We start from the raw sequence: 15,521 nt of genomic DNA, 5'->3' as shown, positions 1-15,521 counted from the left end.
CAGGCTCAGACGCCCGGCGCTGCCAGCCGGGCCTGAATGGTGGCGTGGTCGAACCCCGCCACGCAATCGGCATCGCCCGCACCCGCCGCCCGCGGACCGAACCAGCGTACCACCCCATGAGTGGGACGGGCCCCGCCCGGCTTTGCCGCATCGATCGCCGGGAAATAGAGGATCAGCGCACAGCGATTGTCGGAATAGCGCCAGAAGACCGACTGGCCTTCGCGCCGTGCCACCGCAGGCCGGCCGAACCGGCTGGTCAGATCGTTCTGATCCAGCTTCAGCAGCTCTGCCACCCCCGAGGGCTGCACTGCATGCACGGGCTTGGGTGCCGGGCGCATCTGGGCGGCACCGATATCGGAGCCGGTGGTCTGGCAGCCGGCGAGGCCAAGGCCGGTAAGGCCGAGAAGAAGAATGGCCAAAGGACGGGCGATCTGGCTACGGACGGCGCAGCTCACGGGCTTCGCGCTCCCGGATCAGGGTGAAGAGATGGGTGAACAGGGCAGCGGCGATGATCGGCGCGGTCAGGTTCACGAAGGGGATCGCGAACAGGAAGGAAACCGCGGCGCCATGCACGAAGAGCGTGGTTCGGTGGCGGAGCCGCATGGCCTTCGCCTCGGCGGTGCCGAGACGGCGCAGCGCCGCCAGTTCGAAATATTCCCGGCTGAGCAGGACACCGTTCAGCCCGACGAACAGGACCAGGTTGACCACCGGCACGAAATAGAGCGGCAGCACCAGCAGGTTCAGCAGAAGCGCGAAGACGCCGAACCTGACACCGGACCAGAGCGAGGCCCAGAACCCGGCCCCCTTGGCCGGCGGCAATCCGGGATAGCTGCGCCGCTCCACCACCTCGGCGACCTCGTCGATCACCAGACACATCACCGCCGAGGTGATCGGCACGAAGAGCAGCCAGGCCGAGATGATGACGACGGCGAAATCGCCGGCATAAGAGATGGTGGTGTCCAGCCAGCCGATGCCGGTCAACCCGGTCGCATCAACCCAGCCGACCGCCAGCCACCACAACACCCCCATCAGGATCGCCGAACCGACGATGCCGATGCCGAGCGGGCGCCACATGCGCGCATCGTCGAGATTGCCGACAGTGCGTCCGACGGTGGTGGTGATCAGCGCCATGGCGCAGGTCGTCTCCGGGGAGCGCGGGGAGGGGAGGCAGGAGGGAGCCCGTGACAGCTGCACCCCCGGTCCGTGACCCGGTCGCGGTGCAGCTGCGAAGCCGCTTCGATACATACGACGGGGGCCGGCCGGACTCAAGGGCCCAATGGACATTGCGTCGCAAAAGCGGACGGATGGCCGCGCGCCCGGCATCGCCTCCGCGCACCAGGGTCGCTATACTGCCGCCGACCGCCCATGCAGCTGCTGGTTGAGATCCTCCCGGATGCCCGGGTGGCCCCGCCCGTATCCTCGAACGAAGCCCGCATTCCCGCGCAAAGGAAGACGAACCGATCATGACGGAGAAGACCTATCACGTGCTCGGCCTCGGCAACGCCATCCTGGACATCCTGGCCCGCACGGAGGACGGTTTCCTCGACGCCCAGGGCATGGTCAAGGGCACAATGGCCCTGATCGATACCGACCGGGCCGAGGCGATCTATGCGGCAATGGGCCCGGCGATCGAAAGCTCGGGCGGATCGGCGGCCAACACGATCGCGGGCCTGGCGGCGCTTGGCGCGCGCACCGCCTTCATCGGCCGGGTGGCCGAAGACACGCTGGGCCAGGTTTTCCGGCACGACATCCGGGCGCTGGGCGTGGCTTACGACACGCCCGCCGCCGATCCGACCCCGCCCACCGCGCGCTGCTTCGTGCTGATCACCCCCGACGGCCAGCGCACGATGAACACCTATCTGGGGGCCAGCGTCCACCTGTCGCCCGACGATGTCGACGAAAACGAAGTCGCGCGTGCCGAAATACTGTACGTGGAAGGCTATTTGTGGGATCTTGCACCCGCGAAGGAAGCCTGCCTCAAGGCGATGCGGGCGGCACGGCGCAATGGGACACGGGTGGCCTTCAGCCTGTCCGACAAGTTCTGCGTCGACCGCTTCCGTGCCGAGTTCCACCGGCTCATCGACGACCACATCGACATCCTGTTCGCGAACGAAGCCGAGATCACCGCCCTGGCGGAGACCGATGACTTCGACGCGGCCATGCGTTCGGTGGCGGGCCGGGTGGAGATCGCGGCGCTGACCCGCAGCGAACACGGATCGGTGATCGTGCCCCGCGAGGGGGCGCCGGTCGTGGTGGAGGCGAGCCCGGTCGACGCGGTGATCGATACCACCGGCGCCGGTGATCTCTATGCGGCTGGTTTCCTTTACGGGCTGACCCACGGGTTCGATCTCGCGCGGTCCGCCCGACTCGGCGGCCTGGCGGCTGCCGGAATCATCGGCCAAATCGGCCCGCGCCCTGCCGGATCGATCGCGGATCTCGTCGCGCGATCGGCCTGAATCGGGGCTCAAGCGGGCGGACGGCGGCACAAGAGGTGCCGCCGTCATCTCTCAAGGCTTGTCAGACCCGTATGACCGTCCTGCGCAATCTCGCGATCATCGCCCACGTCGACCACGGCAAAACCACGCTGATCGACGCCCTGCTCCAGCAGAGCGGCGCCGTGCGCGCCCACCAGCAGCTCGCCGAACGGGCGATGGACTCGAACGATCTCGAGCGCGAGCGCGGCATCACCATCCTGGCCAAATGCACGGCAGTCGCCTGGAAGGATTACCGCCTCAACATCGTCGACACCCCCGGCCACGCCGATTTCGGCGGTGAGGTCGAGCGGATCCTCGACATGGTCGACGGCGCGCTGCTTCTGGTGGATTCGGCCGAAAGCGTGCGGCCCCAGACCAAGTTCGTGCTCTCCAAGGCGCTCGCCAAGGGCCTGCGCCCGATCGTGGTGGTCAATAAGATGGACCGCCCCGACGCCCGCCCCGACACCGTGCTCGACGAGGTCTTCGACCTGTTCGCGGCCCTGGGGGCCGACGAGCACCAGCTGGACTTCCCCGTGGCCTATGCCTCGGGCCGGTCGGGCTGGGCCTCGATGGAGCCGGTGACCTCGGGCGAGAACCTGCACCCGCTGCTCGATCTGATCGTCGCCCATGTGCCCGCACCGGATGTGGATCGCGAGGCGCCGTTCACCATGCTCGCCACCATGATCGAGAGCGACCCCTATATCGGCCGCGTGCTGACCGGCCGGGTCGCCTCGGGCGTCGTGAAGATGAACCAGGCCGTCCGGGCGCTGCGCCGTGACGGCACGGTGGTCGAGGATGCGCGGATCACCAAGATCCTGCGCAGCGACGGGCTGAAGCGCGAACCGGTGGACCAGGCGGAAGCCGGCGATATCGTCTCGATCGCCGGCCTGTCGAAGACCACGGTCGCCGACACCATCGGCGCCGTCGGCATCACCGAGCCGCTGGCCGCCCGGCCGATCGACCCGCCGACCATGGCGGTGAGCATCTCGGTCAACGACAGCCCGCTGGCCGGCCAGGAAGGCGACAAGGTCACCTCGCGCATGATCCGCGACCGGCTGTTCCGCGAGGCGGAAAGCAATGTCGCGATCCGCGTGACCGAACTGCCGAGCAAGGACGCCTTCGAGGTGGCCGGCCGCGGTGAACTTCAGCTGGGCGTGCTGGTCGAGACCATGCGCCGCGAAGGCTTCGAGATGTCGATCTCGCGCCCGCGCGTGCTGTTCCGCGAGAATGCCGAGACCGGCCAGCTGGAAGAGCCGATCGAGGAAGTCCACATCGACGTCGACGAAGAGTATTCGGGCGTCGTGGTGGAGAAGATGAGCCTGCGCCGGGCCGAAATGACCGACATGCGCCCCTCGGGCGGCGGCAAGACCCGGATCGTGTTCATGGCGCCGTCGCGCGGCCTGATCGGCTATCGCAGCGAGTTCCTGTCGGACACCCGCGGCACCGGCGTGCTGAACCGGCTGTTCTCGCATTACGGCCCGCACAAAGGTGAGGTGGAAGGCCGGCGCAACGGCGTGCTGGTGTCCAACGGCACCGGCGAGGCGGTCGCCTATGCGCTGTGGAACCTGGAGGAGCGCGGCATCCTGTTCGTCGAGCCCCAGACCCGGGTCTATGGCGGCATGGTGATCGGCGAGCATTCGCGCGGCAACGACCTGGACGTCAACCCGCTGAAGGCCAAGCAGCTGACCAATATCCGCTCGGCCGGCAAGGACGACGCCATCCGCCTGACGCCGCCGAAGATCATGAGCCTGGAAGAGGCGATCGCCTATATCGACGAGGACGAGCTGATCGAGGTCACGCCCAAGTCGATCCGGCTGCGCAAGCGCTTCCTGGACCCCAACGACCGCAAGAAGGCGGCCCGCGCCGTCGCTTCGGCCTGATCCCACCCGTCGGACGGATGCCCGCATGACGACACCCGATGGTGGCGAGGGCAGGGATCAGACAGGCAGGGGCAGCCGATTCCTTGCCGGGGCGCGGATCTATCTGGAACCGCGCCTCCTCCAGATCCTGCTGCTGGGCTTTGCGAGCGGCCTGCCGCTGGCGCTCAGCTTCGGCACGCTCAGCGTCCGGCTGACGGAAGACGGCATCTCCAAGGCGGCGATCGGCCTGTTCGCCGCCGTGGGGACGCCCTATGCGCTCAAATTCATCTGGGCGCCGCTGATCGACCAGCTGCGGCTGCCGGGCCTGGCCCGGCTGTTCGGCCACCGCCGGTCCTGGCTGCTGCTGACCCAGGCGGCGGTGATCCTGACCATGCTGGGGCTGGGGCTGTCCGACCCCGCCGCCGACCCCTGGACCACGGCGCTCTGGGCGGTGCTGCTGGCCTTCGCCTCGGCCAGCCAGGACATCGTCATCGATGCCTATCGGGTGGAGCGCCTGCCCGAAGATCGCCAGGGCGCCGGTGCGGCGATGGTGGTGTTCGGCTACCGGCTGGGCATGCTCGCCTCGGGCGCGGGCGCGCTTTATCTCGCCGCCTATTTCGACTGGTTCACCGCCTATGCCGTGATGGCAGGGGCGATGGGTCTGGGCGTGCTCGCCGTACTCGCCGGCCCCGAACCCCGGGTCGACCGCAGCCATGCGGCCGAGGCCGAAGCCCGGGCGGAACGGGTGCTGGAACGGCTGGGTGCCGGGGGGCCGATCGGCCGCGCCGGCGCCTGGCTTCATGCCGCGGTGGTGGCCCCCTTTCAGGAATTCCTGACCCGCCCCCATGCCTGGCTGATCCTGGCCTTCGTCGCCTTCTACAAATTCGGCGACAGCCTGGCCGGGGTGATGACCAACCCCTTCCTGGTCGATATCGGCTTCGACAAGACCCAGATCGCCGAGATTTCCAAACTGTTCGGCTTCTGGGCCTCGATGGTCGGCTTCTGGGCCGGGGGCACGCTGCTGGGGGCGCTGGGCACGGTCCGCTCGCTCTGGATCTGCGGCATCCTGCAGGCGCTGTCGAACCTTGCCTTCATGGTGCAGGCCGAGGCCGGCCCCGATGTCGCGGTGCTGGCGGCGGTGATCGGCTTCGAGAACCTGGCCGGCGGCATGGGAACGGCGGTGTTCGTCGCCTACATGTCCAGCCTGTGCAATGTCTCCTATACCGCCACGCAGTATGCGCTGCTGTCGTCCTTCATGGCGGTGGCACGGACCTGGCTGTCGTCGTCGAGCGGCATCATGGCCGAGGAACTCGGCTGGTCGGCCTTCTTCCTCGCCACCACGGTTGCGGCGATTCCGGGGCTGATCCTGCTGCGGCTCGTCTCGCGCAGAACCGCAGATCGTGCTATCTAGCACCTCGATCGGCGAGGTCGCACCCGGCCGTCCCGTCTCGACCCCCGGGTGTACATCGCCATTTCTGTACCACCGGGGAAAGAGGCCCGACCAATGGACGTGACCAAGATCGCCGCCGGCCGCGCGGTGCCTGCGGACATCAATGTCGTCATCGAGATCCCTGCCAACGCCGATCCGGTGAAGTACGAGCTGGACAAGGACAGCGGCGCCATCCTGGTCGACCGCTTCGTCGCCACGCCCATGTTCTACCCGGCCAATTACGGCTTCATCCCCAACACCCTGGGCGATGACGGCGACCCGGTGGACGTGATGGTCGTGACGCCGTACCCCGTCGTGCCGGGCTCGGTGATCCGCGCGCGGCCGGTGGGCGTGCTGAAGATGGAAGACGAGAGCGGCATGGACGAAAAGATCCTGGCCGTTCCGCACCAGAAGGTCTCGGCGCTCTACGACCATGTCCAGAGCTATACCGACCTGCCGGAGCTGCTGATCCGCCAGATCGAGCATTTCTTCACCCGCTACAAGGACCTTGAGAAGGGCAAGTGGGTGAAGGTCACCGGCTGGGACGACATCGACACCGCCAAGCGGCTGATCGAGGAAGGTGTCGCCCGCGCCGGCAAGTGAGCCGGCGTCGATCAGACCCCGACCAGACTGCAAAGGCCGGCGGATCGCTCCGCCGGCCTTTGTCCTGATCAACAGATGGCGTCTTCGGGCAGCTGCGTCGGACCAGGGCAGGACCGGACCATGTGGTCAGAGCATGTGGCCCGCCCGGCGGGCCTTGGTCGACAGATAGCCGGCATTGTGGCCATTGGCGGGGAAGGCATGGGGCACCCGCTCCACCACCTCGATGCCATGGGCGCCCAGCGCCTGCACCTTGGTGGGGTTGTTGGTGAGCAGCCGGATGCGCTGATGGCCCAGCGCCCGCAGCATTTCGGCTGCCGGGCGGAAATCGCGTTCGTCGGCCTCAAAGCCCAGGGCCAGATTGGCATCCACCGTGTCCAGCCCGCGGTCCTGCAGATCATAGGCGCGCAGCTTGTTGATCAGCCCGATGCCCCGGCCTTCCTGGGCCATGTACAGCACCACGCCACCGCCTGCGGCGGCCATGGTCCGGATCGCGCCCTTCAGCTGTTCACCGCAGTCGCAGCGCAGAGAGCCGAGCAGATCGCCCGTGAAGCATTCCGAATGCAGCCGGGCCAGGATCGGCGCATCCGCGGCCGGCTCTCCCACCACGATCGCCAGATGTTCGGGCCCGCCATCCGACGGGCGGAAGGCGATGATCCGGCAGTTCTCGGCATCCGCCAGCGGCACCCGGGCCTCTGCCACCCGCTTCAGACGGCCGGCCGCAACCTGGCCCTCTTTCAGCAGCTTCGCCTCAAGGATCACCGGGTCGAGTGCCGAGGCCCCGCCGGGCAGCCGGCCCGCGGGCAGTTCCACCGAGACCAGTGCCGGCAGCAGGCCCGCCCGCTTGGCCAGTGCGATCGCTGCCGCCGAGGCCCGCCCGGCCGGGCGCAGCCGGCCGAGGGCGCGTTCGCGGGCGGCCGTGCCGTCATCGCTGCGGGTGGGGTCGGCGGCCAGCCGCCAGGCCGGATCGCTGATGTCGCGGATGGGGGCCGCCACCGGCTCCACGCCGCGCGGATCATCGGCCTCGATCGGCGCGACCAGCCCGGCCAGTGCGGCCCGGCGGCGGGAAATCAGCAGATCTGCCGGCGCACCGGTCAGAATGGCGAGGGCGGCAAGACGATCGGGTGAGGCCCGTTCGGGAGAGAGCGCCAGCACATCGGCCTGATCGTCGCGCAGCAGCACGGCGCCACCGGCGCGCAATTCGGCCTGGGCACGCTGAAGTCGCCGCTCCGTCGCCTCACTCATCTGATCGTCCTCGTCATTGGACCTGTCCGCGGGGGGGAGTCCGTCGGAGCCGGATGTCGCGTTCACTGCCGGCGTGCCTCCATTTCAAGGATCAGGGAGATCTCGTCACCGACGAGGTCGCCGTCCAGGCCATAGGTCATGCCGAAGTCGCTGCGGCGAATGGTACCACGCGCAGAAACTCCGATAACATAGGGGCGCGTACCGAATACGCCAGTCCCGAACGGGTATTCGGCACTCTTGTTCCATGTCACGTCGAGTGACATGGGCTTTCGCACACCCAGAAGCTCCAGCGTGCCGGTGATCCGCCCGGTTCGTTCGCCGGTCGCCTCGGCGCCCTCCAGTCGGAAGATCATGTCGGGGAATTCCTCGGCATTCAGGAAATCGGGCCCGCGCAGGTGCTCGTCCCGCTTGTCGTGATCGGTGAAGACGCTGGCGGTCTTCACCCGGATCTCGCCGCCGCCGAGTTGTTTCGTCGCCTCGTCGAAGCTGATCTCGCCTTCGACCTCGCGGAACCGGCCCAGCACGTTGGCATAGCCCGCATGCATGACCAGGAAGCCGACCACGGCATGTTCCGGATCAAGCGTGTAGGTTGCGGGTGCGGCGGCTGCCGGGGGGGCGGTCAGGGCTGCGGCCGTCAGCAGCGCCGCCGGCGCCGTCAGGAAGGGATGGGCGAGCAGGGTGGGGAGGGCGAGCAGGGCCGCCGCCCGGGCGGTACGCATCGTCATCTCGGGATCTCCTCGCGAGGGGTGCGGCTGCGATGCAGCCTGATCACGGCCAGAAGGTCGACGGTGAAGGACCAGCCGAGCACGGCAACCGCGATCGCGGCCGAAACCATGCCGGCAGTGGCGGAGAGCGGGTTCAGCGCGCCGACCAGCGCCGCCACGCCGAAGGCGCAGGCGGCCCGGCGGCGGTTGCTGGGGGGCAGGGGGGCTTTCAGGGGCGGCCAGGCCCAGGCCGCCGCCACCCACAGATAGCGCAGCGCGCCCGCCGCCAGCACCCAGGGGCCTGCGCGCCCCGCATCCAGCGCCGCCCAGGACAGCACCGCCACGAACAGCGCATCCAGTTCCATGTCGAACCGGGCGCCGAAGGGGCTGGCCACGCCGCGCCTGCGGGCAATCCAGCCATCCACGCCGTCCAGCGCCAGACAGATCGCCGCGGTCAGAAACAACATCCAGGCGACCGGCCCGGCGGCGGCACCGTGATCCAGCGCCATCAACGGCTCGCCGATCGTGGCCGCGACCAGTGCCACCAGCCCGGCGCGCAGCAGGGTCACCCGATTGGCCGGGCCGAAACGGGCCTGGGGCAGATGCTGGGCCAGGGCCGGGCCGGCAATGGCAAGCGCGAAGGCGAGCCAGGCCACCGCCTTCAACGGGTAGGCCGGTCCCAGCGCATCGCCTGCCCGCGCGGCGGCAAACACCGCCGCAGCCGCGACCAGCCCGGTCGCACCGATTGCATGCAGGCCTGCATCCAGTCTGAGCCGCGCCAGGGCAGCGGCCTCTCGTTTCCTCGCCATGCATCACCATATGGAGACGGGAGCGCCCTGGTTGTATGGGGCGACTGCCGGGAAAGACGGCGGATCGTGCCGACGGAGACCAGGAACCTGATCCGGGATGTGACCCGGGAACCGATCCGGCGGCCAGGCATTTGCGTAAGTTGCAATAGCTTTACGCAATCGCCACGCCTTCGGATCGCTCACCGTCTGTCGGTTATGCCGGGCGGCACCGATCGAAGGGTCGAGGGCAGGGGGAGAAAGACCAGGAGGATGGACATGCCACCAGCCGATGCCGTCCCTGCCGCCCGCAATCCGGTGACGGAGAACGGAACCGCCCCCGCCCGGGCTGGTTCCGTCGCATTCCCGCCCCGGCCGGTGCGCCCGCGTCCTGCCCGCCCCGCTCCGGTTGGCCCCGCTCCGGTTCGCCTTGATGCCGCCGCGGTCTGGGACGGGCTTCTGGCCCTTGCCGCCGCGCCCGATCTGCCGGCGGGTCTGGCGCTGGGGCCCGACGGCCGGCTGGTGCCGGCGGCGACGCCGCTTGCCGCCGATGCGGTGCTGCTGGATGACCACGCGGACGAGCCCGCCATGCGCTGGGCGACACGGATCGAGCTCGATCCGGCCGCCGCCCGGCTGCTCGACCTTTATCTTCCGGTGCTCCGCCCTGCCCCGGCCGACCGGCCGCGGGTCTCGGCCCATCTGGCCCAGAGCCTGGACGGCCGCATCGCCACCACCAGCGGCTGTTCGCAATGGCTGTCGGGCGAGGAAGACCTTGTTCACGCCCATCGCATGCGTGCGCTTTCCGATGCGGTGCTGGTCGGCGCCGGCACCGTCGCGGCCGATGACCCGCGCCTGACCGTGCGTCTGGTGCCCGGCCCCAACCCGGTCCGGGTGGTGATCGATGCCGGCGGACGGCTTGAAGCCGGCCACAAACTGTTCGGAGACGGTGCCGCCCGTACCCTGGTTCTCCATGCCGCCGATACCCCGCCCCCGCCGGCGACCGATCAGGTTGAGCCGGTGGCCGTGCCGCGCCGGCCCTGTGGTACGCTCGACCCGCATCAGGCGCTGCGGCAGCTGCGGGCCCGCGGCATTCGCCGGATCTTCGTCGAAGGCGGCGGAGTCACGGTTTCGAAGCTCATTCAGGCGGGCGCCGTCGACCGGCTGCAGATGGCAATCGCGCCGGTGCTGCTCGGATCGGGCCGCCCGGTGCTGTGCCTGCCTGAAATCGATCATCTCGATCAGGCGATCCGTCCGCCGGTCCGCCATTTCATCATGGGTGCCGACATCCTGGTCGAATGCTGTCTGGATCTGGTCCGGCGCCCTGACGGAGGACATCCCGGATGATGACCCGCGCCCTCTGGACGGTCGGCCCCGGCCGTTTCGAGATCCGCACCGGCACGCTCCCCGCCCATACCCCCGGCCTGATCGAGGTCCGTGCCCTGCAAAGCGCGGTCAGCCGGGGCACCGAACGGCTGGTTGCCGGCGGTCTGGTGCCCGAAAGCGAATACGAACGGATGCGTGCGCCGCTTCAGGAAGGCGATTTCCCCTTCCCGGTCAAATATGGCTACGCCATGGTCGGGCTGGATCCGAAGGGTGATCGCGTCTTCGTGCTCCATCCTCATCAGGACCGGTTTCTGGCCCCGGCCGCCATGCTCCGCCCGGTGCCCGAGGCGGTGCCGACGGCCCGGGCGGTGCTGGCCGCCAATATGGAAACCGCGGTGAACGTGCTCTGGGATGCAGGCGCCGGACCGGGCGACCGGATCACGGTGGTCGGCGCCGGTCTGGTCGGGCTGCTCATCGCCCGTCTGGCCCGCAGGCTGCCCGGTGCCGCGGTGGAAATCATCGACCGCGATCCCGGCCGGGCCGCGGCGGCCGCGGCGCTCGACCTGCCCTTCCGCGCGCCCGATGCCGCAACCCCCGACCGCGATCTGGTGATCAATGCCAGCGCCTCCGCCGCCGGGCTCGATCTGGCGCTCGATCTGGCCGGCATGGAGGCGCGGGTGGTGGAGGCCAGCTGGCATGGCGACCGCGAGACCCCGATCAATCTGGGCCGCGCCTTCCACGCCCGGCGCCTGAAGCTGATCTCGTCGCAGGTCGGCCAGGTTTCGGCCGGCCGGCGGGCACGCTGGAGCCATGCCGACCGGCTGGACCTGGCGCTCCGCCTGCTCGACGATGCCGCACTGGATGCGCTGGTGGTCGACGAGGTCGCCTTCGCCGCCGCTCCCGCCCGGCTCGCCACCCATCTCTGCGGGCCGGATCCCGATCTGCGCGGCACGGTGCTGCGTATCGTCTATTGATCCACGCTCTCCCCTCTGCGCCCCCTTATCTGAGGATCTGCACCCGATGTTCACCCTCGGCGTCCGCGACCATGTGATGATCGCCCACAGTTTCCGTGGCGAGATCTTCGGCCCGGCCCAGCGTCTGCATGGCGCGACCTATGTGGTCGATGTCGAATTCAGGCGGCGCGCGCTGGATGATGACGGTCTGGTGGTCGATATCGGCCTGGCCCATCAGGCGCTGAAGGCGGCGCTGGAGCCGCTGGCCTATCGCAATCTCGACGATCTGCCGGAATTTGCCGGCCAGAACACCACCACCGAGTTTCTGGCCCGCCACATCCATGGCCGGATGGCGGCGGCGATCGATGCGGGTGATCTCGGTGCCTCGGCCGCCGGGATCGATGCGATCCGGATCGTGCTCCATGAAAGCCATGTCGCCTGGGCCGCCTATGAAGGCCCGGTCGGCAACGCCGCCCGCGCGGGCTGAGGGGCCCGCAGCGATGACGGACGCCGTCGATCTTCTGCTTGCGGTGCCGGGGCCGGTCGATCTTGCCACCGGTGGCTATGTTTATGACCGCCGGATCATGGCGGCTGCCGCCGGGCTGGGGCTCGGCGTCGAGACGCTGGCCCTGCCCGGCGGGCCGCCGCCGGTCGGGCCACCGGCGCTTGCGGTGCTGCGTGACCGGCTGGCCGCCGGTCCGGTTCGCGCGCTGCTGATCGACGGGCTGGCCCTGCCGGGGCTGGCGCCGCTGCTGGACGAGATTGCGCCCGCCCGGGGCGGGCCGCGGCGGATTGCGCTGGTCCACCACCCCTGTGCGCTCGAAACCGGTCTGGCGCCCGAGGTCGCGGCCGATCTGGAGCGGCTGGAGCGGGCGGCGCTGGCCCGGGTCGATGCCGTGGTCGCCACCAGCCCCGCCACCGCGACCCTGCTGCGTGACCAGCGCTGGACCGATCTGCCGGTGCGGGTGATCGAGCCGGGTCTGTCGGTGGAGCCCCTCCCCCGCGAGGCCGCCGCGGACGGCACCCTGCGCCTGCTCACGGTTGCGAGCCTGACCCCGCGCAAGGCCCATGAGGATCTGGTGGCGGCGCTCGGCCAGATCGGCCGTGATCACGACTGGCGGCTGGATCTCGTCGGTCCCGACACGCTGGACCCGCCCCATGCCGCACGGGTGCGCGCGGCGATCCAGGCGGCCGGGCTGGGCGACCGGATTCACCTCCATGGCGTGCTCTCGGGCACCGACCTTGCCCGGCGCTATGCCGCGGCCGATCTTTTCGTGCTGCCCTCGCGCTTCGAGGGCTATGGCATGGCCTTTGCCGAGGCCCTGGCCGCCGGCCTGCCGGTTGTGGCCGCCCGTGCCGGTGCGGTACCGGAACTGGTGCCCGACAGCGCCGGGACCCTGGTGCCGCCCGGCGATGTCGATGCGCTGGCCGATGCCCTGCGGCGGCTGATGGCGGATGCGGCGCTGCGCCACCGTCTTGCCCGCGGGGCGACAGAAGCCGGCGCCCGCCTGCCCCGCTGGCCCGATCAGGCCCGGCGGCTGGCCACCCTGATCCCGGAGGTCTGATGGGATTCGATCCCGATTGGCTGGCGCTGCGCGCCGGCTTCGACACCGCCGCGCGGGCGACTGAGATTGAAGCGCGGCTGGTCCGCCATATCGCCGGTCTGCAAGACCTGCGGGTGGTCGATCTGGGGGCCGGCACGGGTGCCGGGCTGGTGCATCTGGCACCAAGGCTGGGCGCACAGCTCCGTCAGTCCTGGTGTCTGGTGGAGCGTGATCCGGTGTTGATCGCCGCCGGTCGCGCCCGGCTGTCGGTGCAACCCGAAGCCGCCGGTGTCTCGGTCAACTGGCTGGAGGCGGATCTCGCCACCGCCGATCTGGCCCCGGTTCTGGAAGGTGCCGGTCTCGTCCATTTCACCGCCCTCATTGATCTGGCCGGGCGTGCCTGGCTGGACGACCTGGCCGACGCCCTGGCCCGGGCCGGCGTGCCGGTGCTGGGCGCCCTGACCTGGGACGGGCGGATGAACTGGGATCCGGCCGCCGCGCCCGATGCGGATGCGGTGGCCGGCTTCGCCCGCCATCAGCGTCGTGACAAGGGGCTGGGTGGCCCGGCGCTCGGGCCTGGCGCGGCGCCGTATTTTGCCGAGGCGCTGAGGCGTCATGGTTTCGACGTGACCCTTGCCCGCTCCGACTGGGAAATCGGCCCCGATCATCGGGCGATGCATCGGGCCATGGTCGACGGCATCGCAGGCGCCCTGGTCGATCTGGTCGACAGCGGCGAGGCACCGGCCGGGCTGGTCGCGGATTTCCGGGCCGGCCGCGCCGCCGCCGGCCCGGGACGGCTGGTGGTGGGGCATCTGGATCTGCTGGGCATACCGCCGGGCCTTGCCTGATCCAGCACTTGCCTGATCCGGTAAGGGGCCCGTAAAACCTTGGGGGACGCCATCGATGGAAAGCGCCGCCCATGACCGCCCAGAAGCGCATCCTGCTGATCGACGACGACCCCCTGCTGCGCCAGACGCTTGCCGAGCAGCTGGCGCTCTACGAGGAGTTTGCGATCGAAGAGGCGGCGAGCGGTGCCCAGGCGCTGGAGAAGGTGAAGGTGGCGCTGAAATCCGCCCCCCACGACCTGGTCATCCTGGATATCGGCCTGCCCGATCTGGATGGCCGCGAGGTCTGCCGGCTGATGCGCCGCGCCGGGCTGAAGGCGCCGATCGTGATGCTGACCGGTGCCGATACCGAGGCCGACACCATTCTGGGCCTGGATGCCGGGGCGAACGACTACGTCACCAAGCCCTTTCGCTTCGCGGTGCTGCTGGCGCGGGTTCGCGCCCATCTGCGCCAGCATGAACAATCCGACGATGCGGTGTTTGCGATCGGCCCCTATCAGTTCCGGCCGGCAGTGAAGATGCTGGTCACCGAAGACGGCAAGCGCAAGATCAGGCTCACCGACAAGGAAGCCCAGATCCTGAAATATCTCTACCGCGCGGGCGACAAGCCGGTCCCGCGTGAGCGGCTGCTCGACGAGGTCTGGGGCTATAATGCCGGGGTCGCCACCCATACGCTGGAGACCCATATCTATCGCCTGCGCCAGAAGATCGAGCCCGACCCGGCCAATGCCCGCCTGCTGATCACCGAGGCGGGCGGCTACCGGCTCAATCTCTGACGGTCGTCATGGTCTGACCGCTGCGGCCGCGATCTCGCGCACCAGCCGGCGCAGCCAGCGATGGCCGTCATCCTCGCGGTGGCGGAGATGCCAGGCCATATGGCCCGGGAAACGGCCGAAATCGGCAGGCGGCTCCAGCACCTTCAGCCGCGCGTCGCCGGCCAGCCTGCGGCAGATCGCCGTCGGCAAGGTTGCGCAGAGATCGGTGGCTGCGACCAGTTCCGGGATGGCGAGGAAATGGGTCACCGAGACCGCGACCTCGCGCTGCAACTCCAGCCGCTCCAGCACCTGGAACAGGCCGACCTTCAGCCGGCCGGGTGGCAGCAGGTTCACATGGCGCAGCCGTTCGAAGGCCGCGCGGTCCAGCCTGCCCCCCGCCGCATCGGGATGATCGGCGCGCAGCACGCAGGAAAGCCCGTCGGTCAGAATTTCCTGCACCACCAGCGTGTCCGGCGGATCGACGATCCGGCCGAGTGCCAGGGCGGTATCGCCTGTCAGCAGCCCGGTTTCGGCCAGATCTGCGCCGAAGGGCAGCACGCGCAGCCGCACCCCCGGGGCCTCGGCCTGAACCCGCGCCACCAGCGCCGGCAGCAGCACGAATTCGGCATAGCTGTTGGCCGAGATCACGAAGCTGCGCCGCGCGGTCGCCGGATCGAAGCCCTGTGCCGCCATCACCGCATCATCGATGCCGGCCAGTGCCCGGGTGATCGCCGGGGCCAGTGCCAGGGCCTTTTCGGTCGGCCGCATGCCATAGCGCTCGCGCACGAACAGCGGATCGCCGATCAGCGCGCGCAGCCGGGTCAGCGCGCCGCTCACCGCCGGCTGGGTCATGCCCAGCCGGTGGGCGGCGCGGGTCACGCTGCCCTCGTCGATCAGGGCGGCGAAGATCCGCATCAGGTTCAGGTCATACATCATCAGATATCATTCTAGCTGATATCTGGCATCGGCACCGCGAATTTGAATCCGCCTGAGGCCGCTGCCACC

16 protein-coding genes are annotated in these 15,521 nt (G+C 69.4%); 10 read left to right on the top strand and 6 right to left on the bottom strand.

The window, feature by feature from the left end; translation table 11 throughout:
• Positions 1 to 5 precede the first annotated feature (5 nt).
• Both P7L68_RS27260 and P7L68_RS27255 read right to left on the bottom strand, forming a co-directional pair.
• Positions 6 to 419 carry a hypothetical protein gene (locus tag P7L68_RS27260; RefSeq protein WP_372003051.1) on the bottom strand — a complete coding sequence of 138 codons (414 nt, stop codon included), beginning with the start codon at positions 417 to 419 and terminating at the stop codon, positions 6 to 8.
• A gap of 16 nt (positions 420 to 435) precedes the next feature.
• Entirely contained in the window at positions 436 to 1,131 is a 696-nt protein-coding gene (locus P7L68_RS27255) for an EI24 domain-containing protein (protein WP_372003048.1), read from the bottom strand.
• A gap of 332 nt (positions 1,132 to 1,463) precedes the next feature.
• Between P7L68_RS27255 and P7L68_RS27250 the strand changes: the two genes are divergently transcribed.
• From P7L68_RS27250 to ppa, 4 genes are all read left to right on the top strand, one after another.
• Complete coding sequence (locus tag P7L68_RS27250) at positions 1,464 to 2,456, top strand: adenosine kinase (protein ID WP_372003046.1); 993 nt, start codon at positions 1,464 to 1,466, stop codon at positions 2,454 to 2,456.
• A 71-nt stretch (positions 2,457 to 2,527) separates the two neighbouring features.
• Entirely contained in the window at positions 2,528 to 4,354 is a 1,827-nt protein-coding gene (gene typA, locus P7L68_RS27245) for a translational GTPase TypA (protein ID WP_372003044.1), read from the top strand.
• Positions 4,355 to 4,379: 25 nt separating this feature from the next.
• Positions 4,380 to 5,744, top strand: a complete 1,365-nt coding sequence (locus P7L68_RS27240) for an AmpG family muropeptide MFS transporter (protein WP_372003042.1) — start codon at positions 4,380 to 4,382, stop codon at positions 5,742 to 5,744.
• 93 nt (positions 5,745 to 5,837) lie between these two features.
• A complete protein-coding gene (ppa, locus tag P7L68_RS27235; protein WP_014746965.1) occupies positions 5,838 to 6,365 on the top strand; it encodes an inorganic diphosphatase in 528 nt (175 codons plus the stop codon).
• A gap of 126 nt (positions 6,366 to 6,491) precedes the next feature.
• Here the strand turns inward: ppa and ribA are convergent, their stop codons facing one another.
• From ribA to P7L68_RS27220, 3 genes are all read right to left on the bottom strand, one after another.
• Positions 6,492 to 7,607 carry a GTP cyclohydrolase II gene (gene ribA / locus P7L68_RS27230; RefSeq protein ID WP_372003040.1) on the bottom strand — a complete coding sequence of 372 codons (1,116 nt, stop codon included), beginning with the start codon at positions 7,605 to 7,607 and terminating at the stop codon, positions 6,492 to 6,494.
• Between the two features lie 62 nt (positions 7,608 to 7,669).
• Complete coding sequence (locus P7L68_RS27225) at positions 7,670 to 8,332, bottom strand: YceI family protein (protein WP_372003038.1); 663 nt, start codon at positions 8,330 to 8,332, stop codon at positions 7,670 to 7,672.
• Positions 8,329 to 9,120, bottom strand: a complete 792-nt coding sequence (locus P7L68_RS27220; RefSeq protein ID WP_372003036.1) for a CDP-alcohol phosphatidyltransferase family protein — start codon at positions 9,118 to 9,120, stop codon at positions 8,329 to 8,331. The genes P7L68_RS27225 and P7L68_RS27220 overlap by 4 nt, the downstream gene beginning before the upstream one ends.
• 249 nt (positions 9,121 to 9,369) lie before the next feature.
• On the opposite strand from P7L68_RS27220, the gene P7L68_RS27215 reads away from it, so the two are divergent.
• The 6 genes from P7L68_RS27215 (at position 9,370) to P7L68_RS27190 (ending at position 14,537) form a co-directional block, all read left to right on the top strand.
• Complete coding sequence (locus P7L68_RS27215) at positions 9,370 to 10,440, top strand: RibD family protein (RefSeq protein ID WP_372003034.1); 1,071 nt, start codon at positions 9,370 to 9,372, stop codon at positions 10,438 to 10,440.
• Positions 10,437 to 11,393, top strand: a complete 957-nt coding sequence (locus tag P7L68_RS27210; RefSeq protein ID WP_372003032.1) for a zinc-binding alcohol dehydrogenase — start codon at positions 10,437 to 10,439, stop codon at positions 11,391 to 11,393. The genes P7L68_RS27215 and P7L68_RS27210 overlap by 4 nt, the downstream gene beginning before the upstream one ends.
• Positions 11,394 to 11,439: 46 nt before the next feature.
• Entirely contained in the window at positions 11,440 to 11,859 is a 420-nt protein-coding gene (locus tag P7L68_RS27205) for a 6-pyruvoyl tetrahydropterin synthase family protein (protein ID WP_372003030.1), read from the top strand.
• A 13-nt stretch (positions 11,860 to 11,872) separates the two neighbouring features.
• Positions 11,873 to 12,937: a glycosyltransferase family 4 protein gene (locus P7L68_RS27200; protein ID WP_372003028.1), complete on the top strand. Its 1,065-nt coding sequence runs from the start codon at positions 11,873 to 11,875 to the stop codon at positions 12,935 to 12,937.
• Positions 12,937 to 13,764, top strand: a complete 828-nt coding sequence (locus P7L68_RS27195) for a hypothetical protein (RefSeq protein ID WP_372003026.1) — start codon at positions 12,937 to 12,939, stop codon at positions 13,762 to 13,764. The genes P7L68_RS27200 and P7L68_RS27195 overlap by 1 nt, the downstream gene beginning before the upstream one ends.
• A gap of 71 nt (positions 13,765 to 13,835) precedes the next feature.
• Positions 13,836 to 14,537: a response regulator transcription factor gene (locus P7L68_RS27190; protein WP_372003024.1), complete on the top strand. Its 702-nt coding sequence runs from the start codon at positions 13,836 to 13,838 to the stop codon at positions 14,535 to 14,537.
• Between the two features lie 6 nt (positions 14,538 to 14,543).
• On the opposite strand, the gene P7L68_RS27185 is transcribed toward P7L68_RS27190, so the two are convergent.
• Complete coding sequence (locus P7L68_RS27185) at positions 14,544 to 15,452, bottom strand: LysR family transcriptional regulator (RefSeq protein WP_372003022.1); 909 nt, start codon at positions 15,450 to 15,452, stop codon at positions 14,544 to 14,546.
• Positions 15,453 to 15,521 lie beyond the last annotated feature (69 nt).

The sequence above is a fragment of the Tistrella mobilis genome (assembly GCF_041468085.1).
GTDB lineage: Bacteria > Pseudomonadota > Alphaproteobacteria > Tistrellales > Tistrellaceae > Tistrella > Tistrella mobilis_A.
The sequence above is the reverse complement of the archived record's forward strand: the minus strand, read 5'-3'. Positions and strand labels throughout refer to the sequence as shown.